The sequence below is a fragment of the Sinorhizobium sp. KGO-5 genome, from assembly GCF_036245905.1.
Classification (GTDB): domain Bacteria; phylum Pseudomonadota; class Alphaproteobacteria; order Rhizobiales; family Rhizobiaceae; genus Sinorhizobium; species Sinorhizobium meliloti_A.
This window is the reverse complement of the sequence record NZ_BDIZ01000008.1, coordinates 31,981-56,121: the sequence shown is the minus strand read 5'-3', so window position 1 is coordinate 56,121 and position 24,141 is coordinate 31,981. Positions and strand designations below refer to the sequence as shown.

The following is a 24,141-nucleotide window of genomic DNA, read 5'->3' as shown; positions in this document are numbered from 1 at the left end:
CCTTTCGAATGCGGGAGCGCGGCGAAAACCGCAAAGCAGGTGCTTGAAGTGGTCGATCGGCGCCGGACCGTCAAGGTTTGCGCAGGGCGAAAAGGCCGGGCGCTGCTTGCCAGGCCGCCTGCGGAAAGGCACCGAAAAGAAGCGTTTCCGACATGGTGAAATCCCCGGTTGAGTTCAGCCATTCGAGCGCCGGCGCGCGATTCCGTCAAGCGGAAACAGGGTAGCGGTGACACCGGAGCACGCACAATTCTTTCGCAGACGCAATTTCCCTTGATACGAAGTTGCGCTAAGAACCCGGCCGAGTTTTCACGCGAGAAGGACTATCCATGACTGTGCGCAATCTCTTCCTTCTGCCCGGCGACGGCATCGGCCCGGAAGCCATGGCGGAAGTCCGCAAAATCATCGCTTACATGAATGCCGAGCGAGACGCCGGCTTCGTGACGGACGAGGGGCTTGTGGGTGGCTCGGCCTATGACACCCATGGCGCGGCGATCTCCGAAGCGGATATGGCGAAGGCGCTTGCCGCCGATGCGGTGCTCTTCGGCGCCGTCGGCGGACCGAAATGGGATGCGGTGCCCTATGAGGTGCGGCCGGAAGCCGGGCTCCTGCGCCTGCGCAAGGACCTCGAGCTTTTCGCCAACCTTCGCCCCGCCATCTGCTACCCGGCGCTTGCCAACGCATCGTCGCTGAAGCCCGAGCTGGTCGAGGGCCTCGACATCCTCATCGTGCGCGAGCTGACGGGCGGCGTCTATTTCGGCGAGCCCAAGGAGATCATCGATCTCGGCAACGGCCAGAAGCGCGGCATCGACACGCAGGTCTACGACACCTACGAGATCGAGCGCATCGCCGGGGTCGCCTTCGAACTCGCCCGCACCCGCAACAATCGCGTCTGCTCGATGGAAAAGCGCAACGTGATGAAGTCGGGCGTGCTCTGGAACCAGGTCGTGACCGAGACGCACAAGGCGAAGTATTCCGACGTCCAGCTCGAGCACATGCTGGCGGATGCCGGCGGCATGCAGCTCGTGCGGCAGCCGAAGCAGTTCGACGTGATCGTCACCGACAACCTTTTCGGCGACATGCTGTCCGACGTCGCCGCCATGCTGACAGGCTCGCTCGGCATGCTGCCCTCCGCCTCGCTCGGCGCTCCGGATGCCAAGACCGGCAAGCGCAAGGCGCTCTACGAGCCGGTGCACGGCTCGGCGCCGGACATCGCCGGCAAGGGGGTCGCCAATCCGATCGCCATGATCGCTTCCTTCGCCATGTGCCTGCGCTACTCCTTCAACCTCGTGAAGGAAGCCGACGGCCTGGAGAAGGCGATCGCCAACGTGCTCGATCAGGGCATCCGCACCGGCGACATCATGGCGGAAGGTTGCCGGAAAGTCGGTACGGCCGAGATGGGAGACGCGATCCTCGCCGAGTTCAAGAGCCTCTCGGCCTGACGACTGCGCCTTCGCTCGCGGCCCGAATAGTCGAACCGCACCTCCGGCCTTGCCGGGGGTGCTTCGCGTTTACGGGGTCTTGATTTTGCCGGCCGAGCCTTCACATCCATAAGGCGAAGGAAGGAGCAAAATGAACCGACCGCTTTCACTGACCGTCTGGATCTGGCTGATGACGGTCGTCCTCGTCGTCGCCTTCACCCCGTTCGACCCGCATCTTTCCGAATGGGCGCAAGGTCTGCCGGAGGAGATCGTCGGCTTCAACCGCGCCATCACCGATATCGGCACCTTCGCCTGGATGATCTACAGCTCGGCCCTGCTGCTGCTGATCGCCTTCGTCGTCCGCCGATCCTCCGCGCGCGACACCTTGCGGCAGAGGGCGCGCGCGGCGCGCAATCTGTCCGCCTATTTCCTACTGACGATCGGCACGGCGAGCGCGCTGGTGCACGGCCTGAAATTTCTGATCGGCCGCGCCCGTCCCGAGCTCCTTGCAGATTACGGCCCCTACAGCCTCACGCCCTTTACCGGCGACACGCTGTTCGAAAGCTTCCCGTCGGGACATTCCACGGCGGCCGGCGCCTTCTTCGGCGCCTTCGCGATGGTGATGCCGCAGCTTCGGCCGCTGTTTCTGCTGCTGGCCCTGCTTGTCGGCATCTCGCGCGTCGTGGTCGGCGCGCATTACCCGAGCGATGTCGCCGCCGGCCTGCTGCTCGGGCTCTGGGTCGCGCTGATGATGGCTTTCCTCTTTGCCCGGCAGGGCTGGCTGTTCAAGCGCGGTGCGGCCGGCTGGCCTGTGCTGAGGCATGTGGAGCACGAGGCCGAGGAAAGGGAAGCCGAGTAAATCGAAAAAAAGCCGGCGCGGAAGCCGCGCCGGAGTCAGGAGAGCTGTTGAGTTGGCGGAATGGGAAACACGCTCCCATCCCGCTCCCGTCCGCCGGCTCATTCCATCGTGTGGATATCCCGGTCCTTCGTCTCGGGCAGGAACAGAAGACCGATCACCAGCGTGATGCCCGCGAAAACGATCGGGTACCAGAGGCCGTAGTAGATATCGCCCTTTGCCGCGCTCATCGCGAAGGCCGTTGCCGGGAGCAGCCCGCCGAACCAACCATTGCCGATATGGTAGGGCAGCGACATGCCGGTATAGCGGATGCGCGTCGGGAAGAGTTCGACGAGCAGCGCCGCAATCGGGCCGTAGACCATCGTCACATAGATGACGAGCACGGTCAGTACAGCAATGATCACCGTCCAGTTGACGCGGGCCGGGTCGGCCACCATCGTGAAGGCGCCGCCCTTGTCTATGCTGTAGACCGCCATTTCGGTGGCGCTGCCGACTTCTTCCTGGGTGAGCAGCTTGTCGGCGACGAGCTTGTCGGCCGGCACCATGGCCTTTTCGCCGGCGCGCACGGCAGCGGCGTCGAGGCCAAGTTCCGGATTGGCAGCGACGAAGGCGTCGAGCTTCGATTCCGGAACCTTGGCAACGCCGCGCACCAGCGGATAGCCCGCGGCCTGCAGCGCCATGTTGATCTGCTTACCGAAAGCCGCTTCCTCGGCCTTCGCCTTGTCGCCGGCCGCAACGGCGTCAAAGCTGGTGATCGTCGTTTCGCCGATCTTCACCGTCGCCGGTGTCCCCGCAGCCGCCGTGGTCACGACGTCATAGGGAACCGAGTTCTTGGTCAGGAAGGCGGTGGCGATGTCGCAGGAGGTGGTGAACTTCGCCGTGCCCGTCGGGTTGAACTGGAACCTGCAGTCGCCCGGAGCCGCGGTGACGGTGGCGCGAACGTTCTGCTGCGCTTCCGCAAGCGCTGGGTTGCCGGCCCAAGTCATCGCCTTGAACAGCGGGAAGTAGGTGAGCATGGCAAGCAGGAGGCCCGCCATGATGATCGGCTTGCGGCCGATCTTGTCCGACAGCCAGCCGAAGAAGACGAAAAAGCCTGTGCCGATAAGGAGCGAGGCGGCAACCATCAGGTTTGCCGACTGGCCGTCAATCTTCAGAATGCTCTGCAGGAAGAACAGCGCGTAGAACTGGCCGGAATACCAGACCACGGCCTGGCCAACGACCGCGCCGAAGAGCGCCAGAAGGGCGATCTTGGCGTTGCGCCACTGGCCGAAAGCTTCCGTCAGCGGCGCCTTCGAACCCTTGCCCTCTTCCTTCATCTTCTTGAAGGCAGGAGACTCGTTCATCTTCAGGCGGATCCAGACGGAGACGCCGAGCAGCACGAAAGAGAGCAGGAAGGGTATGCGCCAGCCCCACTCGGCAAAAGCTTCCTTGCCCAGCATGTACTGGACCAGAAGGATAACCACCAGCGAGAGGAAGAGACCAAGCGTCGCCGTCGTCTGGATCCACGAGGTGAAATAGCCGCGGCGGCCGTGCGGCGCATGCTCTGCCACATAGGTCGCGGCACCCCCGTATTCACCGCCGAGCGCAAGACCCTGCAGGAGGCGGAGCCCGATCAGGATGATCGGAGCCGCAATGCCGATCGAGGCGGCACCGGGCAGGACGCCGACGAGGAAGGTCGACAGGCCCATGATCAGAATGGTGACGAGGAATGTGTATTTGCGGCCGACGAGGTCGCCCAGGCGGCCGAAAACCAGCGCGCCGAACGGCCGGACAAGGAAGCCGGCGGCGAAGGCGAGAAGCGCAAAGATGTTGCGCGTGGTCTCGGGATACTGGCTGAAGAAGGTTGCACCGATATAAACGGCAAGCGAACCGTAAAGATAGAAATCATACCATTCGAAGACGGTACCGAGCGACGAGGCGAAGATGACCTTCTTCTCCTCGCCGGTCATCGGGCCGGCTTTTGTGCCGCCCGCTGTCACGACGTTTGCCATTTTGATTCCTCCACTCCAAAATCGGTCTATTGGAGCGCCCATTCCCCGGTCCGGACATTCCTCCCTGAACGTCGGGTCCCCTTTGACATCCGGGCGTGGTGCGCCTCGCAACAAGATGTCAGAAAAGTGGCACGCGAGGCAGGGATGCTTTGGGCTTATGACTTTCGTCTAATGCCGGGGTCACCATGCTCGCGCCCGCACATCACGAAGTCTTCAATCGTGCCGCGGGCAAGCGCTGCCTTGCGTGACGACCACTAGGGAGCCTCCGCGGCTTGACTCTTGCCGAAAAGCCGGTAAGAGCAGCGGCGAACGAGGAAACCGCCATGGGACCGAAGGGTTCGTCCATCGCTGCGCTGAATTTGCCGGCCCATACCGCCGGGCGGATCAGCCATTTCTCGCTCGCGCGCAAAACCACGGCCAAAACGACGACGAAAACCGTCTGACGTCTCTGGCCCTCCGCTCTCTCCCCGGTAAGGCCGGGGACAGGAACTTCGCGGTCGCACCGCGCAGTTTCCCCCTCCACCAAACGAGGAGAGACAGAAAGAGAGCTTAGATCATGGGTTTCAAAATTGCTGTCGCAGGCGCCACCGGCAATGTCGGCCGGGAGATGCTGAACATTCTTTCCGAGCGCGGCTTTCCGGCCGACGAAGTGGTGGCGCTCGCCTCCTCTCGCTCGATCGGCACCGAGGTCTCCTACGGCGACAAGACGCTGAAGGTGACGAACCTCGACACCTATGATTTCTCCGACACCGACATCTGCCTGATGTCGGCCGGCGGCGCCGTCTCGCAGAAATACTCGCCGAAGATCGGCCGCGAGGGTTGCGTCGTCATCGACAATTCCTCGGCCTGGCGCTACGACGCCGATGTTCCACTGATCGTACCGGAAGTGAACGCGGACGCGATCGCGCAGTTCTCCAAGAAAAACATCATCGCCAATCCGAATTGCTCGACGGCGCAGCTCGTGGTGGCGCTGAAGCCGCTGCACGACCACGCCCGGATCAAGCGCATCGTCGTTTCCACCTATCAGTCGGTTTCCGGCGCCGGCAAGGACGGCATGGACGAGCTCTTCAACCAGACCCGCGCTGTCTTCGTCGCCGATCCGATCGAGAGCAAGAAGTTCACCAAGCGCATCGCCTTCAACGTCATTCCGCACATCGACGTCTTCATGGAGGACGGCTACACCAAGGAAGAGTGGAAGGTACTGGCCGAAACCAAGAAGATGCTCGACCCGAAGATCAAGGTGACCTGCACGGCCGTGCGCGTCCCGGTCTTCATCGGTCATTCGGAATCGGTCAATATCGAATTCGAAAACGAGATCACCGCCGACGAGGCGCGCGAGATCCTGCGCGAAGCGCCGGGCTGCCTGGTCGTCGACAAGCATGAGAACGGCGGCTATGTGACGCCTTACGAATGCGCCGGCGAGGACGCGACCTACATCTCGCGCATCCGCGAGGATGCGACGGTCGAAAACGGCCTCAACATGTGGATCGTCTCGGACAACCTGCGCAAGGGCGCGGCGCTCAACGCGGTGCAGATCGCAGAGCTGTTGATCAACCGCGGCCTGATCAAACCGCGCAAGCAGGCGGCTTGATCGGCCTCGGTCGGGCAAACTTTAAGCCCCGCCTGCTTCGTTACGGCGACAGGCGGGGTTCGCAGTTCGTCGGCGGGCAATGGATTCACGTGAAACCATCGTGCCGGCGACGAGCGGATGACGAAGCGGGAATTTCGAAGGCAACAAATTCGGGCAATCGACGGGGTAATCCATGCATAGGGTGAAGAGCGCAGCAGCGGGCCTGGCGGCCCTGATCTCAACCGTAGTTCTTCCGGCGGACGCCTCTGCGGCGCAGTGCGGCAATGACGGCAGCGGCTTCTCCGCCTGGCTGTCGGAATTCAAGCGCGAAGCCGCCGGGAACGGCATCAGCCCTTCGGTGGTCGACCAGGCGCTCGCCAACGTCTCCTACAGCAGGGCGACGATCCGGGCCGATCGCGGCCAGAAGAGCTTCAAGCTGTCGCTCGACCAGTTCATGCAGAAGCGCGGCGGTCAGGTGATCATTTCGCGCGGCAAGAAGCTGCGGGCGCAGAATGCCAGGCTCTTCCAGAGCATCGAGCAGCGCTACGGCGTTCCCGCCGGCCCATTGATCGCCATCTGGGGCATGGAGACCGGCTTCGGCTCGTTCCTGGGCAAGGAACACACGCTTTCCGCCGTCTCGACGCTCGCCTATGATTGTCGCCGCTCGGATTATTTCACCAACCAGCTTTACGCCGCCCTCCAGCTCGTCCAGCGCGGCGACCTCAGCCCGGCCGCCCGCGGGGCGGCGCACGGCGAGATCGGGCAGACGCAATTCCTCCCGGTGAACGTGCTGAAATACGGCGTGGACGGGGACGGCAACGGCCATGTCGACATGGTCCGCTCCAAAGCGGATGCGCTTGCCTCAACCGCAAATTTCCTGCGCGGCCATGGTTGGCAGCCGGGCGGCGGCTATCAGCCGGGCGAGGTCAACTTCGCCGCCATCCAGGGCTGGAACGCCGCCAGCGTCTATCAGCAGGCGATCGCCATCATCGGCGCCGAGATCGACGGCGGGTGACAGCGCTTTTGCCCCTCACCCGCTGCCGCGACTTCTCTCCCGCTAGCGGGGGAGAAGGGACAGGCCGGCGGACGAGGGGCCTGACTGGCGACCGTTACATTCCCGGTCGGGAAAAATCGCCGGTCTTCGCATCCATGACCCAGAGCTCGCCGGTCGAGATGTCGAACCATGCGCCGTGGAGACGAAGCTTTCCCTTCGACTCGAGAACGTTCACGCAGGGGAACGTCCTCAGATTGGCGATCGAATTGCGGATGGAGACCCGCTCGAGCGCACGCTGTCGTTCCGCCGGAGTCATCACGTCATTGCTCTGGATCTGCTCGGCGGCCGGTTTCAGGAGGTTCATCCAGCGGCCGATGAAATCGCCGGGGGAGAGGGGCTCGGCGTCCGGGTCGAGTGCCGCCTTGATGCCGCCGCAGCGCCCGTGGCCCATGACCACGATGTTGGTGACCCGCAGCGACTGGACCGCGAATTCGAGCGCGGCCGAAGTCGAATGATAATGTCCGTCCGGTTCATATGGCGGCATCATGTTGGCGACGTTGCGCACGACGAAGAGTTCTCCCGGGCCGGCATCGAAGATTGTTTCGGGCGCGGCGCGGGAGTCGCAACAGGCGATGACCATCGTCCTCGGTTTCTGACCGCTCTCGGCGAGCGTTTTGTAGCGCTGCTGCTGTTCGGTGAAGCGACCGCTCATGAAATTGCGGTAGCCGGTCAGAAGATGTTCCGGAAAGCCCTGTATATCCATCGATAACCCCGTTTCATCCACTCGTTCCTGCTGCATCGTCCTGGTGCTCCTGTCTTTGATCGGGATTCAAGGAAACATGCGGGTAGCGTGTCTGAAAGACGCACCGGGAACCATGAAGCGTCGAACTGTTACAGCGTGCTCCGGCCATCCGAAAGGGCGAAATGCGCCTATGAGGCAATTCTTCCATATCTGACGCTATTTCTTCCGCGCCTGGCTCGGATGCATGAGGCGGCGCATCTGCACCATTGCCATCGGCGTCGCGAGGCTCGATGCATCCTGTTCGAGCGTCAGTTCGTCGGAATCGCGCTTGCGGCTTCTCGCGATGATCTCGTAGACGCTGGCGGTCGCCATCTGCAGCGCGCGTTCCTCCGGCAGCCCTTCCAGCAGGCGCGCCAGGAATACGGCCGAGAGCAGATCGCCGGTGCCGTTCGGAGGATTGTCGATCAGTCGGTGCTCGGCAAGCAGCGCATGGCGTCCGGACAGGTAAAGATTGCCCGTGCCGCCGCTCATCATCGGTATCGCCGACGTCACCAGCACGCGTGACGGCCCGAGGTCGACCGCCGCATCGAGGATGGCCGCATTCGTCTCGAGCGAAGCACCTGCCAACCAGGAAAGCTCGAACCGGTTGGGCGTGGCGAGCGTCGCAAGCGGCAGCAGCAGGTCGCGGATGGCGCTGGCGATCTCCACCGGGACGTAGAGGCCGCCCGCATCGCCAAGAATCGGATCGCAGGCATAGAAGAGCGCGGGATTGCGCTGGCGCAGCGCCTTCACGAGGCCGGCAACGGCCGCCGCCTGTTCGGGGGAACCCAGATAGCCGGACAGCACCCCGCGCACCTCGCCGATCCAGGGCGCAGCGACGAGATCGCCGATGATCGAGCGGAAGTCCTCGTCCGGCATGGTCACCCGCGTCGACCGACCGTGTCCCGGATGCCAGGGAAGCACGACCGTCGGCAGGGCCCAGACCCGGTGGCCAAGCATTTCCAGCGCGAAGACGGCAGCCCGGTTGCCCACCGCGCCGCGCACCACATGACTGGAAATGACGATGACGGCACCGGGCGCGGCAGGCGTGTCGGACATTGGGAGACCCCGTTATTCGCTTTCGAAGTGTGATCGCCCGCCCCTCACGGACTGTCAACTGCTGCTCGTGCAGACCCCCGTGACAGAATCTTCGGCGTTTTCGTTCGTTTTTGTTGTTTTTCGGGAAATTTTTGCAAAATTGCCTTCGATTTAAATGGATTTAGATCGAATCTACGTGATTTTCTCCGAAATTCGGCTCCATTTTGCCGAAATCCATCATAAAAACGGTCGCCATTGGGCATGGTTCTGCTAGGTTCAACCATCATGAGTGGAGAGCGATTTCATGGGCGTGAAGCATAATCCGAAGCGGGACCGGCACATCGATGCGGCCCGGGCGGCAGGGTCCAGATTCGGGGCCGAGACACTGCCACCGGAAATCCTCTTCGGCGGAGCGAGCAACGACGACCTCGACCGTTACACGCCTGAGATGCTGGCGCTCACCGCTGCCCACGCACGCAGCGAACTCGCACGCTGGGACGGAGGCAAGCCGCAGGTCTCGGTGGAGACGGTAGCAGGGGTCGCACCGGGTGGTATCGAGGTTTCGATCATCGCGATCACCGAACGCAACATGCCCTTCCTTTATGATTCGGTGATGGGAGAGGTGACGAGCACCCACCGCGACATCCACCTGGCGATCCACCCGATCCTGGTGATGGAGCCCGGCAAACCCGTGAAGCTGTTCGATCCGGACGAGGAAAGCGCGCCCGAGCACCGCGTCAGCCACATTCAAATCCACTTGAGCAGGCTGACTCCGCTGGAGGCACGCTCATTGAGCAAGCGCATCTCGGATGTGCTGGAGCAGGTTCATCAAGCCGTACACGACTGGCCGGCAATGACCGCTCTGCTCGACCAGGCAATGCGGGAGCTCGAAGACTACAACGCTTCCCGCAAGAAGAGCGACCGCGACGAAGCGCTGGCGTTCCTTCGCTGGCTAAGGGATAACAACTTCACCTTCCTCGGCATGCGGGAATATACCTATTCCGGCAAGGGCGAACGGGCGACGGTCGAGCGCGGCAAGGGCAGGGGCCTCGGCATCCTGTCCAATCCGGACGTGCGGGTCCTGCGCCAGGGCAAGGATGCGGTGCTGACCACCCCGGAAATCCTCGCCTTCCTCGAGGGGCCTGACTTCCTGATCGTCACCAAGGCCAATGTGAAGTCGGTCGTCCACCGGCGTGCCCACATGGACTATATCGGCATCAAGCGTTTCGACGCCTCCGGCAACGTCGTCGGCGAACTGCGCATCGTCGGTCTGTTCACCTCGACGGCCTACACGCGGCAGGCGTCGGAGATCCCGCTGCTCAGGCACAAGATCGAGAAGATCGTCGATCATTTCGGCTATGATCCGCAGAGCCATTCCGGCAAGACGCTGGCCAACACGCTGGAAGCCTATCCGCGCGACGATCTTTTCCAGATCGATATCGGGCTGCTCGCCGCCTTCTGCGAACAGATCAACGAACTCGGCGACCGGCCGCGGGTGCGGGTGCTGCCGCGCATCGACCACTTCGACCGCTTCGTCTCGGTCATCGTGTTCGTGCCGCGCGAACAATACGATTCCGACGTCCGCGAAAAGATCGGCGACTATCTGAAAACTGTCTATGACGGCCGGGTCTCGGCCTATTACCCGGCCTTTCCCGAAGGCGGGCTTGCACGCGTCCATTTCATCATCGGCCGCTCGGGCGGCAAGACGCCACGGGTTCCCCAGGCGAAGCTCGAAGAGGCGGTCCGCGCCATCGTCACCCGCTGGATCGATCGGTTCAATCTGCTCGCCCGCAAGGAGGGCACGGAAATATCGGTCGGTGAGGCCTATCAGGCGGCCTTCACGCCCGCGGAAGCCTATGCCGACCTCGGAGACATCGCCGCCTGCACGGCCGGCGACCCGATCCGCATCTCCTTCTACCACCGGCACCAGGAGCGGCCGGATACGCTGGAACTGAAGATCTTCCATGCCGACACGCCCGTTTCGCTGTCGCGCCGCGTGCCGCTTCTCGAAAATCTCGGCTTCCGTGTCATCAGCGAGCAGACCTACGACATCGGCGTGCACGTCCATGGGGACGAGCCCCGCGAGGTCGTCCTTCACGACATGGAGCTGATCCATCGCGACGGGCACACGCTCAACCTCGCCAGGATCGGCCCGGCCCTGGAGGAGGCCTTCCTGGCGGCCTGGAACGGCACGACGGAGGACGACAACTTTAACCGGCTGGTCCTGCTCGCCGGGCTCACCGCCCGCGAAATCACGGTGCTGCGCGCCTATGCGCGCTACCTGCGCCAGGCCGGCATCACCTATTCCCAAGGCTATATCGCCGATACTCTGAACAAGTATCCGACGATCGCCGCCGACATCTTCCGCCTCTTCTCCACGCGCATGGATCCGACGACGGAGGGGAAAGCGCGCACCAAAAAGTGCAACGCCTTGCTGTCGGGCATCGAGGAGGCTCTGTCGGCCGTGCCCAGCCTCGACGAAGACCGGATCCTGCGCCGCTACGTCAATGCGGTCCAGTCGACGCTCCGGACGAACTATTTCCAAAAGGACGCCGAAGGCAGGCCGCGCGCGGTTCTTGCCTTCAAGCTCGATCCGAAACAGCTCGAAGGCCTGCCGGAACCGCGGCCTTTCCGCGAGATTTTCGTCTACGGCACGGAAGTGGAAGGCGTCCATCTGCGCTTCGGCAAGGTGGCGCGCGGCGGCCTTCGCTGGTCCGACCGGGCGCAGGATTACCGGACCGAGGTGCTCGGCCTCGTCAAGGCGCAGCAGGTGAAGAACGCCGTCATCGTTCCGGTCGGCGCCAAAGGCGGCTTCTATCCGAAGCAGCTGCCCGTCGGCGGCAGCCGCGATGAGGTCTTCAAGGCGGGAACGGAAGCGTACAAGACCTATATCCGCACGCTGCTCTCCGTCACCGACAATATCGTCGGTCAGGACGTCGTTCCCCCGGAGGACACGCTGCGGCTCGACGGCGACGACCCCTATTTCGTCGTTGCCGCCGACAAGGGAACGGCAACCTTCTCCGACACGGCGAATGCGCTCGCCCAGGAAGCGGACTTCTGGCTGGACGACGCCTTCGCTTCAGGCGGCTCCGCCGGCTACGACCACAAGAAGATGGGAATCACCGCGCGCGGCGCGTGGGAGGCCGTCAAGCGGCACTTCCGCGAAATGGACGTCGACATCCAGACGACGCCCTTCACCGTCGCCGGCGTCGGCGACATGTCGGGCGACGTCTTCGGCAACGGCATGCTGCTTTCGGAAAAGATCCGGCTGATCGCCGCCTTCGATCACCGCGATATCTTCATCGATCCCGAGCCGGATATCGATCTCTCCTTTGCCGAGCGCAAGCGAATGTTCGCGCTTTCGCGCTCCAGCTGGCAGGACTATGACCGTAAGACGCTCTCGCCCGGTGCGATGATCATTTCGCGTTCGGAAAAACTGGTGACACTCACCCCCGAAGCGATGGCGGCGATCGGCATCGACAAGCCGAAGGCGACGCCCTTCGAGATCATGAGCGCAATCCTGAAGAGCCCGGTCGACCTGCTCTGGTTCGGCGGCATCGGCACCTATGTGCGCGGCACCAACGAGACGGATGCCGAGGTTGGCGACCGTGCCAACGACGCGATCCGCGTCTCCGCCGAGGATGTGCGGGCGCGCGTGATCGGCGAGGGGGCCAATCTCGGCGTCACCCAGAAAGGCCGGATCGGCTTCTCGCTCAATGGCGGGCTTTGCAACTCCGATGCCATCGACAACTCGGCCGGCGTCAATTCCTCCGACGTCGAGGTCAACATCAAGATCGCGCTTGCCTCCGCCATGCGCGAAGGCCGCCTGACCCGCCCCAAGCGCAACACGCTTCTGGCATCGATGACGGACGAGGTGGGACATCTCGTGCTGCGCAACAACTACCAGCAGTCGCTAGCGATCTCGCTCACCGAGATGCAGGGCCTCGCCAACCGCACGCCGCTGGCGCGGCTGATGGCGCGGCTGGAGGCCGACGGCCACCTCAACCGCAAGGTCGAGACCCTGCCGACCGACCAGGCGATGAGCGAGCGCTACCAGGCGGGCCGGCCGCTCACGCGCCCGGAGATCGGCGTGCTGCTCTCCTATGCGAAACTGGTGCTCTTCGACGAGCTGCTCGTCAGCGAGCTTCCGGACGACCCCTATTTCACGGCGACCCTGGAGCGCTACTTCCCCGCAAAGATGCGCAAGGCCTATGCCGGCGACATTCACGGGCACCGGCTGCGCCGCGAAATCATCGCGACCGTACTCGCCAACGAAACGATAAACCGCGGCGGCCCGGCTTTCGTTTCGACGCTGACGGATGCCACCGGCTTCCTCTCCGCCGATGTCGTGAAGGCAGCGGTACTGGCCCTGGATGGCTTCGATCTGCCGCGCATCTACGGCGAGATCGACGCGCTCGACAACAGGATCAGCGGCGTGATCCAGAACCGGCTCTATCACGAGGTGGGGCGTATCTTTGCGCTCGTCGCCGAACGGGCGCTGCGCACCCGCGCCTCCGAGGGCTCCGTGGCCGAAGCGGTTGCCCGGCTTCGCGACGGGCTGCAGAAGCTGCGCGGCACCATGCGGGCGGCGATATCCAGGGAGGGTGCCGAGGAAGCTCGCCTGAGGGCCGCCGGCTTCATCGAAAACGGCGTGCCGGCAAAGCTTGCCGAGGAAATCGCCGAACTGTCGCTCATGACCCTGGTCCCTGAGATCATGCAGATCGCCACGGTAACCGGCGAGCCGCTGAGCCGCACCGCCCAGGCCTATTTCACCGTCACCGAGAGCCTGAGGATCAACCGCCTGCTGGCGGCCGCCGACCGCGTGCCCGCCACCGAGCAGTTCGAGTCGATGGCGCTCTCGCGGGCGGTCGGCGATATCGGCACCGCACGCCGCGATATCACCATCGCCGCCCTGGTCGAGCATAAGGGCGAGCGAAACCCCGTTCTCGCCTGGCAGGATCGCGATCGCCAACGCGTCGCCACTGTCGGCGACCAGCTGAGGCTCCTGACCGAAAAGGGCGAAACGACGCTCGCCAAGGTCACTGTCGCAGCCGGTCTCCTCAGCGATCTTGCACGCGGCTGGACGAAATGACACAGTCCCTCCGGCCATAACTCGGCCGGAGGGACCAATTCCGCCCCGGTCGAAGGTTGTTCTTCATTGCCCTGCCCGCCGCCCACGAACGCGGCGCGCTTGCGCAAGTGCCGGGGAGGGATGAAGTGGATATCGCGGCTGGGCGAATGGAGGAGCGGCCTCGGACTTCCCGTCTCGGCATTGCCGGCTGGATGCTGTTCGACTGGGCCGCGCAACCCTTCTTCACCGTGATCACCACCTTCATCTTCGCGCCCTATTTCGTTTCCCGGCTAACGGCCGATCCCGCCCATGGGCAGGCGGTCTGGGGCTATACGCTGACCATTGCGGGGATCGTGATCGCTCTACTTTCGCCGGTCCTCGGCGCCATTGCCGATGCGGCCGGCCCGCGAAAGCCGTGGATCGCCTTTTTCGCGGCCGTGAAGATCATCTCGCTCGCCCTGCTCTGGAACGCGGCGCCGGGCTCGTCCCTGATCTATACGGCGGTCTTTCTTGCGCTGGCGACGGTGGCCGCCGAATTTTCCATCGTCTTCAACGATTCGATGATGACGCGGCTCGTCAGCGAAAAGGAAGTGGGGCGCATCTCCAACATCGCCTGGGGCCTCGGCTATCTCGGCGGCATGATCGTGCTGATCGCCGTGGTCGCGCTGATTGCCGGGAACCCGCAGACCGGCAAGACGGCGATCGGACTCGAACCTCTGTTCGGGCTCGATCCGGCAAAGGGCGAAGACGCCCGCATCACCGGCCCCATTTCCGCCGCCTGGTACATGGTTTTCATCCTGCCGATGTTCCTCTTCACGCCGGATGCGACCAGGGCAACGATGTCGATGGCGAAAGCAACCGCTCGGGGCTTCGAGGAACTGAAGGGCACGCTTGCCGAACTCAAGGAGAGGGCCGGCATCTTGCGGTTCCTGATTGCCCGAATGATCTTCCAGGACGGCGTCAACGGACTGCTCGCGCTCGGCGGCACCTTCGCGGCCGGAATGTTCGGATGGCAGACGATGGAACTCGGGCTATACGGCATCATCCTGAACGTCGTGGCGATTTTCGGCTGCCTTTATGCGAGCAGGCTCGATGCACGGCTCGGCTCCAAGACGATCGTCGTCGCAAGCCTCGTCTCATTGACGATCGCCACGCTCGGCATCGTCTCCACGCGGCCCGGTTTCACGCTCTTCGGGCTTGTCCCGCTTGGCTCGACGGACTCGGGCGGCCTCTTCGGCACCGCCGCCGAAAAGGCCTATATTCTTTACGGCCTGCTCGTCGGCGTCGCCTTCGGGCCGGTCCAGGCCTCGTCCCGATCCTACCTCGCGCGCAGTGTCTCGCCCGACGAAGCCGGGCGCTATTTCGGTCTTTACGCCCTTTCCGGCCGCGCCACCTCGTTCCTGGCGCCCGCCTCGGTCGCGACGATCACGCTTATGACCGGTTCGGCCCGGATCGGCATGATGGCGCTGGTGGCCTTTTTCGCCGTCGGTCTCGTGATCCTCCTGCGGACCCCCTATCCGGCGCACCGGCCGCGATAGGAATGTCGAGCAGGAGGCCGGAGCGGGATGTGGTTTTCCTCCGCATCCGGCGTCTTAACGTCTTGGAATAGATCACGTTCATGTTTCAGGTCGAAACGACCTAAGGAGGGTTGCAATCTCTCCTCATCCTCATTCCTGTACTTGTCACAGGGATGAGAGCAGCGCCGCGTCTGCGGCGCGGGAAGCGTTCTTTCAGCCCAAGAACTTGGTCTGGCTGGATTTCTGTGACGGGCACAGGAATGAGGAAATCAAATAAGCCGCGGCGGTATCTTAAGGCGTTAGAGCACTTCCAGGTGTCACGGTTTTCCGCCCGGAAGTGCATTAGACAAAAGGGCTCTAGTGCCGGAAATGCCGCATGCCTGTGAAGACCATCGCGACATTGTGTTCGTCCGCCGCCGCGATCACTTCTTCGTCGCGCATCGAACCACCCGGCTGGATGACGGCGGTTGCGCCGGCCGCGATGGCTGACAGAAGACCGTCGGCGAAGGGGAGGAAGGCTTCCGAGGCGACGGCCGAACCGCGCGTCAGCGGCTCGGCGAGGCCGAGCGCCTTGGCCGCTTCTTCTGCCTTTATGGCAGCGATGCGGGCGGAATCGACGCGGCTCATCTGGCCGGCGCCGATGCCCGCCGTCTGGCCGTCCTTGGCATAGACGATGGCGTTGGACTTGACGTGCTTCGCCACCTTGAAGGCGAACTTCATGTCTTCGAGCTCCTGTGCCGTCGGCGCACGCCTGGTGACCACCTTGAGCTCCAGGTCCTCTACCATACCGTTGTCGCGCGTCTGGACGAGCACACCGCCGGCGACCGTCTTCGCCGTCAGGCCGGGCGTGCGCGGATCCGGCAGGCCGCCGGTCGCAAGCAGCCGCAGGTTCGGTTTGCGGGCGATGACGGCTTTCGCGTCGTCGCTGACCGACGGCGCGATGATGACCTCGGTGAAGAGTTTGACGATCTCTTCCGCAGTCTCGGCGTCCAGTTCCTGGTTGAGCGCGATGATGCCGCCGAATGCCGAGGTCGAATCGCAGGCGAGCGCCCGGCGATAGGCTTCCGCGAGCGAGGGCGCGGTCGCAACGCCGCAGGGATTGGCATGCTTGATGATGGCGCAGGCCGGTGCCTTTTCCGGCAGGAATTCCGCCACCAGTTCGAAGGCGGCATCGGTATCGTTGATGTTGTTGTAGGAGAGCTGCTTGCCCTGCAGCAGCGCCGCCGTAGCCACTCCCGGCCGTTTCTCGCCGGTGACGTAGAATCCGGCTTTCTGGTGCGGGTTTTCGCCGTAGCGCATCTCCTCCCTGAGCACGCCGCCGAGAACCCGGTGGCGCGGCATGGGCGTGTCGAGCACCTCGGCAAACCAGTTGGAGATCGCCGCATCATAGGCGGCCGTGCGGGCATAGGCCTTGGCCGCCATCTTCTGGCGGAAGGCGTAGCGCGTCGTCCCGTCTGCGATTTCCTCGAGCAGCGGCGAATAGTCCGCCGGGTCGGTGACGATCGTCACATAGGCATGGTTCTTGGCCGATGCCCGGATCATTGCGGGGCCGCCGATATCGATATTCTCGACCGTGGTCGGGTAGTCGCCGCCTTTGGCGCGGACGTCTTCGAAGGGATAGAGATTGATGACGGCGAGATCGATCGCGGTGATGCCGTGCGCGCTCATGGCATCCGCATGCTCCGCGTCGTCGCGGATCGCGAGAAGACCTCCATGGACGCCTGGGTGAAGGGTCTTGACGCGCCCGTCCATGATTTCCGGAAAGCCGGTCAGCTCCGAGACGTCGCTGACGGGAAGGCCGGCATCGGCAAGCGCCTTGTGCGTACCGCCGGTCGATACCAGCCGTATGCCCTTGTCGTTGAGGGCGCGGGCGAGTTCGACGATGCCCGTCTTGTCGGAGACCGAAAGGAGGGCGGTTTTGATCCGGACCTCGTCCGGGGCGGGGATTTTCTTGGAGGCGACAGCCATCGACCTTGCTCCTTTGGCAGCGCCGGACGCGTAGGGAGGAAGTTCCGGCGATTGGGATGGCTGCCCGTTAGCATAGCTTGTTGCCGGAAGGAACCTTCGGCGCCGCAACAACGGGAAAATAGGCCCGGCGCAGTTTCGGGGTCATCCCTCCCGCGTGAAAGTCCACTGGATCTCCGGCTGCGAGGCGGCGGAGAAGGTCACGCTTATCTGCGACGAGGCGCGAACGCCGGAGGGATCGGCGAAGAAGATATCCTCCTCAATCGCGAGCGCACCGTCGCGACAGGCGAAGAGCCATGTCTCTCCGTCGGGCGCCGTCAGATAAATCTCGCTCTCGCTGTGCCGGCGCATGCCGATTGCCGGATGGATGTGGAAACGGGCGACCGCGGCCGCGTCGTCGTCATTTGCCGGATCGCTGCCATCCTCCAGCAGCAGGCGGTCGCGGCCGCGGATCAACCGCCCGCCATTGAGAATTCCGATGTCGCGCTCGTGGATCAGGCCGAAGGGCGCAAGGTAGCCGTCGTGACTCGCTTTGACCTGCTCGATGCTTCCCGGCTCGTCCTTTCTCTCGACCGTGACGCGCGAGGGGCCGCTGATCATGATCGGGCCCAGAAACCGCGACTGCGAAAAGCGGCAGGAAGACGTGTCGTCGACGGTGACGGTGGAATGCGCGGCGGTCGTGCGCGCCATCTGCCTGAATCGTTCGCCGGCGAATTTCGGCGCGCCGGAGTTGACGACGAAGCGATTTCTGCCGGAGGACATCTCGAAGGAGAGGCAGCCGGCATGGACGGTTCGCGACAGGTCGACCGAAAGCGGACGCCCAGTGTCCATGATGATGACGGTATCGCCCATCGACAGGCGTTCGTAATGGGCGTGCGGCAACGACCGGAACGGCTCGCCGGACGTCTCGTCATATCTGAGCACCGAGGCGAGCTCATGGGCGAGAACCGATGTCGCGCCGTTGAAGAGGGCGAGCTCCCCGCTCTGGTGGCGGAAGAAGCGGAGCGCCGGATACATGCGGTCGATGCAGGGGATGAGCCTCGAAGGCACGTCGTGGCCGAGATTGACATAGGTCTGGCGCAGCGGCAGCAGATCGAGCAGCAGCTCGAGCCCGGCCCGGGGGTTTCGGGAGAAATGCGCCCCGTCAGGCAGAAGCTGCCGCTCCAGCTCCAGATCCAGATTGCGCGACGCCTTGCGGATAGCCGAAGCCGTAGCCGGCATCGAAACGGAGGCCATGGCGAGTGCCAGGCGAACCCTCAGGCGCGCCTCTCCGTCGGTCACGGTCTCGGCGACATTCCGGAGGTAGCGGACCTGAAGGGCAAGGCTTCTCAGGAAGCGGCGATAGAAACCGTGCTCGGCATTACGCAGCACCACCGGCGAATGGGACAGCCAGGCGATGACGCGCTGCGCGACCACATCCGCTTCCCACGAGATTTCGCCGATGCTTCGGCCATGGCTGCCGATCCAGTCGTCCATGATCTGGCGCAGCCTGATCGAGCCGGCCTCGTCCTGGATCGCCCGCATGTGCCTCAGCCAGCCGAAGGAATGAAGGCGAACCGCGAACTCGTGCGACGGCAGGTCGATTTCGAAAGGCGACTCGCCTTCGGTATCCAGGACGCGGCCGGCGAGCGGAAAGCGACCCGCGAGAATCTCTTCGGCGGCGAAGGGATCGATGGCCCGAAGATCCGTGGGTGCGACGATCAGACGGGCGGGCGTAGAGCCTGCAACGCGCAGCGCCGCCGTCTTTCCGCGCGAAAGCAGGCGCGCCAATCGGCGTTGGCCTTCGCGCAAATACAAATATAGGAGCCTTGTTTTACTGGAAAACGTCATCGGCGCCCGTGGGTTTCCTCTTCAACCGGAGCCGATTCGAGGATCATGCAGAAGATCGGAATCGTGCGGGAAAGATCATTAAATATTTATCAACCCTATCGCCATTGATAGGCGGGCCGTCCGAGGGCGTCAATTGTCAAAGCAAAACAGTCTGTTGATGAGCGCCCTCAGGCTCCCTCACGGCGCAGCACGGCGGCATAAAAACCATCGAGGCCACCGGCGAAGGGCGGTTCCAGAGGAAGCATCGCAGGTGTCGTGCGGAACTCTCCAAGCGGGGTGATCGCCTTTTCGAGCCCCGGCCAATCGGCTGCGTCGATCGGCACCCGTTCGCATCCGCCGTCGGCGACGACGCGGGCGACGACCTCCTCGCCCTCCAGCGGGTCGAGCGAGCAATTGGAAAAGACGATGAGGCCGCCGGGCTTCACCAGGGTAAGCGCATGCCGCAGCAGCCGTTCCTGCAGCCTGGCAAGCTTCTCGACGTCCGGCGGGCCTTTCGTCCAGAGCACGTCGGGATGCCGCCGGGTGGTGCCCGTCGAGGAGCAGGGGGCGTCGAGAAGCGCCGCGTCAAAGAGCTCTTCCGGCCGGAACTCGGCCATGTCGCTCTCCTTGGTCCGGGCCTCGAAGCCCAGCCGCTCGAGGTTCGCCTTGAGCCGCCGCAACCGGCTTGACGACTGATCGAGCGCAGTCACCTCCGCCCCCGCGAGGACAAGCTGCGCCGTCTTGCCGCCGGGCGCAGCGCAGAGATCGACCACCTTTTTCCCGTGAATATCGCCGAAAAGGCGGGCCGGAATGGAAGCAGCCGCGTCCTGGACCCACCAGGCCCCTTCCGAAAAGCCTGAAAGCGACGGGATCGAACCGGAGAAGTCCTGAAGACGAACGGAGCCGGTCGGCAACACGGTGCCAGCGAGCCGTTCCGCCCAGGACGCCGCATCGGATTTCACGGTCACGTCAATGGCGGCGGGAACGAGCTGCGCCTCGGAGATGCGCTCGGCCTGGTCGGGACCGTAACAGGCGACGAGCCTGTCGAAGAACCAGCCGGGCATCGCCGGCACTTGCTGCAGCTTTTCGAGAATTTCGTCCTTTTCACGCGAAAGCCGCCGCAATACGGCGTTGACGAGGCTTGCGAAGCGGCGGTTGCGCGGGTCGGACTGGGCCTGTTCCACTGCGAGATCGACTGCCGAATGATCCGGAACCTCGAGATAGAGAATCTGCGCGGCGGCAACGGTAAGCACGTGTTCGAGAGCCCGCGCACCCTCGGGGAGAGGCGTTTGCAGAAGCGAGTCGATGGCCGCGCGAATGCGCGGCAGATGGCGGAGTGCCGAGTTGAGAATGGCGCGCACCAGCGCGCGATCTGCTTCGCTCAACTCGCGATAGGCCGGGTTCCCGCGCTCCGGATCGAGCATTCCGTCGAGCGGCGTCTTGCGGTCCACCACCGCTGCCAGGATCTTGGCAGCCGCCTGGCGGCTCTTCAAGCCCGGTTTGGCCGCGGCATCGGCGTCGGGCCGGGCTCCTCCCGCTCTTGAGCGATTGTGCTCGCGGGATCGTTTCGGACGTGAATCGTTCTTGCGGTTTTCGGGCATCAGGACCAGGGGCCTTTCGGCGGTTCGGAACCACCGCGACCCCAGCCGGTTCTCGGGACAGAGCGCGATTTGCGCCCTGCATTATCAGGGCGGACCGGCGCCGTCGAGCCCGTGGACGTCTCGCGGGCCATTCTCTCCAGAGCCGCCACCCGGTTCTCCGTGTTCGGATGGGTCGAGAACAGATTGTCCATCCGCTCGCCCGAGAGGGGATTGATGATGAACATATGCGCCGTCGCCGGATTGCGCTCGGCGTCATTGTTATGGATGACCTGCGCGGCACCGGCGATCTTGCGAAGCGCCGAGGAAAGCCAGAGTGGATTGCCGCAGATCTCCGCGCCGCGGCGGTCGGCGGAATATTCGCGTGTACGGCTGATCGCCATCTGTACCAGCATGGCCGCGAGCGGGGCGACGATCATCGCGATCAGCACGCCGATGAAGCCGAGCGGATTGTTGTTCTCGCGGTTGCCACCGAAGAAGAAGGCGAAATTGCCAAGCATGGAAATCGCACCGGCGAGCGTCGCCGTCAGCGTCATCGTCAAAGTGTCGCGATACTGGATATGGGCGAGCTCATGCGCCATAACCCCGGCAACCTCTTCGTAGGAGAGCGAATGCAGCAATCCCGTCGAAGCGGCGACCGCAGCGTTCTCGGGATTGCGGCCGGTGGCGAAGGCATTCGGCTGCGGGCTGTCGATGACGTAGACGCGCGGCATCGGCAGGCCGGCATTCTTCGCCAGATCGCGGACAATGCCGTAATATTCCGGCGCGCTGCGCTCGTCCACCTCCTGCGCCCGGTACATCCGCAGGACCATCCGGTCGGAATTCCAGTAGGAGAAGAAGTTCATGCCCGCGGCGATGACGAGGGCGATCATCATGCCACCGCGGCCGCCGATGACATAGCCGACGGCCATGAAGAGGACGGTCATGAAGGCAAGCAGCATTGCCGTGCGCATGAGGTTCATGAATGAGCTCCAACCATATCGGTGTCCTTTCCGCGCCTCCTGGAAAGCCGCTTGCAGCCGCTTCGTTCCATTCGGTACGCGCAAAGGTTTCACGTGAATCAAGCGTTTCCGTTCACACGGAAGTGCCTATATGATGGGTATAAACGGCCAGCTCTTCAATATCGTTACGGAAACCGCGACCGGTATGCAGAACGACAACGACAATTCTCCCGACCGCCCCAAACGTCCGCTTTCCCCGGCAGCGCTGCGCGCTCTGAAGGAGGCCGAAGAGAGGCGACGTGCCGAAGCGCCGAAGGATATGCCGGCGGAACTGGGCGGACGCGGCGGCCTCGACCCGGCTCGCTTCGGCGATTGGGAGATCAAGGGCCGCGCGATCGATTTCTGAGGGCAGGTCGTTTCAATTTCGTTTCGGTAGCGAATCGAGCGCTGCGTTCGGGGCTGGTGGAGGGCGGGGTTGAGCCCCTCATCCTAACCTTCTCCCCGCAATGCCCCTTCGCCCCGCTTGCGGGGAGAAGGTGCGGCAGCGGGATAAGTGGCTCTCGCCACCCAGCTCACATCACGCGCGGTTCTGACGATTGGCGATCAGGTCGTCGACGACACCTGGATCTGCGAGGGTCGACGTGTCGCCGAGCGAACCGAAATCGTCCTCGGCGATCTTGCGGAGAATCCGGCGCATGATCTTGCCCGAGCGTGTTTTCGGCAGGCCGGGGGCGAACTGAATCTTGTCCGGCGTCGCGATCGGCCCGATCTCCGAACGGACGTGCTTGACGAGCGCCTGGCGCAGTTCGTCGTCTCCGACCTCGCCGGCCATCAGCGAAACGTAGCAATAGATGCCCTGACCCTTGATCGGATGCGGATAGCCGACGACCGCCGCCTCGGAAACGAGGTTGTGCGAGACGAGCGCCGATTCCACCTCCGCCGTGCCGAGCCGGTGGCCGGAGACGTTCAGCACGTCGTCGACACGGCCGGTGATCCAATAGTAGCCGTCCTCGTCGCGGCGGCAGCCGTCACCCGTGAAATACTTGCCCTTGTAGGTGGAGAAGTAGGTCTGGATGAAGCGTTCGTGGTCGCCATAGACCGTCCGCATCTGCCCGGGCCAGCTGTCGGTGATGCAGAGGTTGCCGTCGGCCGCGCCCTCTACGACCTTGCCGTCGCTGTCTACGATCTGCGGCTGGACGCCGAAGAAGGGCCGCGTCGCCGAGCCGGGTTTGAGATCGGTGGCCCCCGGCAGCGGCGTGATCAGTATGCCGCCGGTCTCAGTCTGCCACCAGGTATCGACGATAGGGCAACGCTCGTCGCCGACAACGTGATAGTACCACTCCCAGGCTTCCGGATTGATCGGTTCGCCGACCGTTCCGAGCAGGCGCAGCGAAGAGCGTGAGGAGCGCTTGACGAAATCGTCGCCCGCTCCCATCAGCGAGCGGATCGCGGTCGGCGCGGTGTAGAAGATGTTGACCTTGTGCTTGTCGACCACTTCCCAGAATCGTCCCGCGTCGGGGAAGTTGGGCACGCCCTCGAACATCAGCGTCGTCGCCGCATTGGCGAGCGGCCCGTAGACGATGTAGGAGTGGCCGGTGACCCAGCCGACATCGGCCGTGCACCAGTAGATGTCGCCGTCCCGGTAGTCGAACACGTATTGATGTGTCATCGAAGCGTAGACGAGATAGCCGCCGGTCGTGTGCAGCACGCCCTTCGGCTTGCCGGTAGAGCCGGACGTATAGAGGATGAAGAGCGGGTCCTCCGCGTTCATCTTTTCCGGCGGGCAATGCGGCTCCACCGTCGCGGTCTCCTGATGATACCAGAGATCGCGGCCCGGAGCCCAGCCGACTTTGCCGCCGGTGCGGCGCACGACCAGGACCTTGCTGACCATTACGTGCTGCCTGGCAGCGATATCGACCGCCGTATCGGTATTCTCCTTGAGCGGAATCGGCTTGCCGCCGCGCAGGCCCTCGTCGCAGGTGATCACGAAGGTGGACTCGCAATCGACGATTCGGCCGGCCAGCGCCTCGGGCGAAAAGCCGCCGAAAACGACCGAATGGATCGCGCCTATGCGCGCGCAGGCGAGCATCGCATAGGCCGCTTCGGGGATCATCGGCATGTAGATGGTGACGCGGTCGCCCTTCTTGACGCCGTGCTTCTTCATGACGTTGGAAAGACGGCAGACCCTGTCGTACAGCTCGTTATAGGTGATCTTCTTGTCGAGATAGGGATTGTCTCCCTCCCAGATGATCGCGGTCTTGTCGCCGTGCGTCTTCAGGTGGCGGTCGATGCAATTGTAGGACACATTGGTCAGTCCGTCTTCGAACCACTTGATCGAGACATCGCCCTCGAAGGAGGTATTCTTGACCTTTGTATAGGGCTCGAACCATTCGATCCGCTTGCCGTGCTCGCCCCAAAACTTCTCCGGATCGGCAACGCTCTCGCGATACCATTCGAGATAGGTCGCATTGTCGAGCAGCGTGCGGTTCTTGGCCGCTTCTAGGACCGGGTAGGTCTTGACGTCCATAACTTTCCTCCCTGCGCATTTCTGGTCAGATCATGGGCGGATACCGGCGGAAAACTGCGCACAGA

16 protein-coding genes are annotated in these 24,141 nt (G+C 63.5%); 8 read left to right on the top strand and 8 right to left on the bottom strand.

Going from position 1 to position 24,141, the window contains the following annotated elements; all coding sequences use genetic code 11:
• Positions 1-326 precede the first annotated feature (326 nt).
• Together leuB and BHD07_RS25570 are read left to right on the top strand one after the other, a co-directional pair.
• Positions 327-1,439 carry a 3-isopropylmalate dehydrogenase gene (gene leuB / locus BHD07_RS25575; protein ID WP_100672655.1) on the top strand — a complete coding sequence of 371 codons (1,113 nt, stop codon included), beginning with the start codon at positions 327-329 and terminating at the stop codon, positions 1,437-1,439.
• A gap of 130 nt (positions 1,440-1,569) precedes the next feature.
• Positions 1,570-2,277 carry a phosphatase PAP2 family protein gene (locus tag BHD07_RS25570; protein WP_275597109.1) on the top strand — a complete coding sequence of 236 codons (708 nt, stop codon included), beginning with the start codon at positions 1,570-1,572 and terminating at the stop codon, positions 2,275-2,277.
• Positions 2,278-2,375: 98 nt separating this feature from the next.
• On the opposite strand, the gene BHD07_RS25565 is transcribed toward BHD07_RS25570, so the two are convergent.
• Positions 2,376-4,265, bottom strand: coding sequence for an MFS transporter (locus BHD07_RS25565; RefSeq protein WP_275597108.1), 1,890 nt, complete (start codon positions 4,263-4,265; stop codon positions 2,376-2,378).
• 272 nt (positions 4,266-4,537) lie between these two features.
• On the opposite strand from BHD07_RS25565, the gene BHD07_RS25560 reads away from it, so the two are divergent.
• The 3 genes from BHD07_RS25560 to BHD07_RS25550 all read left to right on the top strand — a co-directional run bounded on the left by BHD07_RS25560 (position 4,538) and on the right by BHD07_RS25550 (position 6,850).
• Positions 4,538-4,708, top strand: a complete 171-nt coding sequence (locus tag BHD07_RS25560; RefSeq protein WP_018098718.1) for a hypothetical protein — start codon at positions 4,538-4,540, stop codon at positions 4,706-4,708.
• A 113-nt stretch (positions 4,709-4,821) separates the two neighbouring features.
• Positions 4,822-5,856: an aspartate-semialdehyde dehydrogenase gene (locus tag BHD07_RS25555; RefSeq protein ID WP_100672652.1), complete on the top strand. Its 1,035-nt coding sequence runs from the start codon at positions 4,822-4,824 to the stop codon at positions 5,854-5,856.
• Positions 5,857-6,028: 172 nt separating this feature from the next.
• On the top strand, positions 6,029-6,850 hold the full coding sequence (locus tag BHD07_RS25550) for a lytic murein transglycosylase (protein ID WP_100672651.1): 822 nt from the start codon (positions 6,029-6,031) through the stop codon (positions 6,848-6,850).
• Positions 6,851-6,944: 94 nt separating this feature from the next.
• Here BHD07_RS25550 and BHD07_RS25545 read toward each other — a convergent pair whose 3' ends face one another.
• Together BHD07_RS25545 and pdxY are read right to left on the bottom strand one after the other, a co-directional pair.
• The gene (locus BHD07_RS25545) at positions 6,945-7,628 is read right to left on the bottom strand and encodes a carbonic anhydrase (protein WP_198516755.1); all 684 of its coding nucleotides are present in this window, start codon (positions 7,626-7,628) and stop codon (positions 6,945-6,947) included.
• A gap of 159 nt (positions 7,629-7,787) precedes the next feature.
• A complete protein-coding gene (gene pdxY / locus BHD07_RS25540) occupies positions 7,788-8,669 on the bottom strand; it encodes a pyridoxal kinase PdxY (RefSeq protein WP_100672649.1) in 882 nt (293 codons plus the stop codon).
• 283 nt (positions 8,670-8,952) lie between these two features.
• Here pdxY and BHD07_RS25535 point away from each other — a divergent pair, with 283 nt between their 5' ends.
• Positions 8,953-13,740 (top strand): NAD-glutamate dehydrogenase, encoded by a 4,788-nt coding sequence (locus tag BHD07_RS25535; RefSeq protein WP_100672648.1) that lies wholly within the window; start codon positions 8,953-8,955, stop codon positions 13,738-13,740.
• A 125-nt stretch (positions 13,741-13,865) separates the two neighbouring features.
• The gene (locus tag BHD07_RS25530) at positions 13,866-15,257 is read left to right on the top strand and encodes an MFS transporter (RefSeq protein ID WP_338283657.1); all 1,392 of its coding nucleotides are present in this window, start codon (positions 13,866-13,868) and stop codon (positions 15,255-15,257) included.
• Positions 15,258-15,593: 336 nt separating this feature from the next.
• Here the strand turns inward: BHD07_RS25530 and purH are convergent, their stop codons facing one another.
• From purH to htpX, 4 genes are all read right to left on the bottom strand, one after another.
• Positions 15,594-17,204 (bottom strand): bifunctional phosphoribosylaminoimidazolecarboxamide formyltransferase/IMP cyclohydrolase, encoded by a 1,611-nt coding sequence (gene purH / locus BHD07_RS25525; protein WP_100672646.1) that lies wholly within the window; start codon positions 17,202-17,204, stop codon positions 15,594-15,596.
• A gap of 141 nt (positions 17,205-17,345) precedes the next feature.
• Positions 17,346-19,031 (bottom strand): heparinase II/III family protein, encoded by a 1,686-nt coding sequence (locus tag BHD07_RS25520; RefSeq protein WP_100672645.1) that lies wholly within the window; start codon positions 19,029-19,031, stop codon positions 17,346-17,348.
• 167 nt (positions 19,032-19,198) lie between these two features.
• Positions 19,199-20,611, bottom strand: a complete 1,413-nt coding sequence (locus BHD07_RS25515; RefSeq protein ID WP_100672644.1) for an RsmB/NOP family class I SAM-dependent RNA methyltransferase — start codon at positions 20,609-20,611, stop codon at positions 19,199-19,201.
• Positions 20,611-21,570 carry a zinc metalloprotease HtpX gene (htpX, locus tag BHD07_RS25510; RefSeq protein ID WP_100672643.1) on the bottom strand — a complete coding sequence of 320 codons (960 nt, stop codon included), beginning with the start codon at positions 21,568-21,570 and terminating at the stop codon, positions 20,611-20,613. The genes BHD07_RS25515 and htpX overlap by 1 nt, the downstream gene beginning before the upstream one ends.
• Before the next feature lie 130 nt (positions 21,571-21,700).
• Here htpX and BHD07_RS25505 point away from each other — a divergent pair, with 130 nt between their 5' ends.
• On the top strand, positions 21,701-21,955 hold the full coding sequence (locus BHD07_RS25505; protein WP_003531755.1) for a DUF1674 domain-containing protein: 255 nt from the start codon (positions 21,701-21,703) through the stop codon (positions 21,953-21,955).
• A 171-nt stretch (positions 21,956-22,126) separates the two neighbouring features.
• Here BHD07_RS25505 and acs read toward each other — a convergent pair whose 3' ends face one another.
• Positions 22,127-24,076: an acetate--CoA ligase gene (gene acs / locus BHD07_RS25500; protein ID WP_100672642.1), complete on the bottom strand. Its 1,950-nt coding sequence runs from the start codon at positions 24,074-24,076 to the stop codon at positions 22,127-22,129.
• Positions 24,077-24,141: the final 65 nt, after the last annotated feature.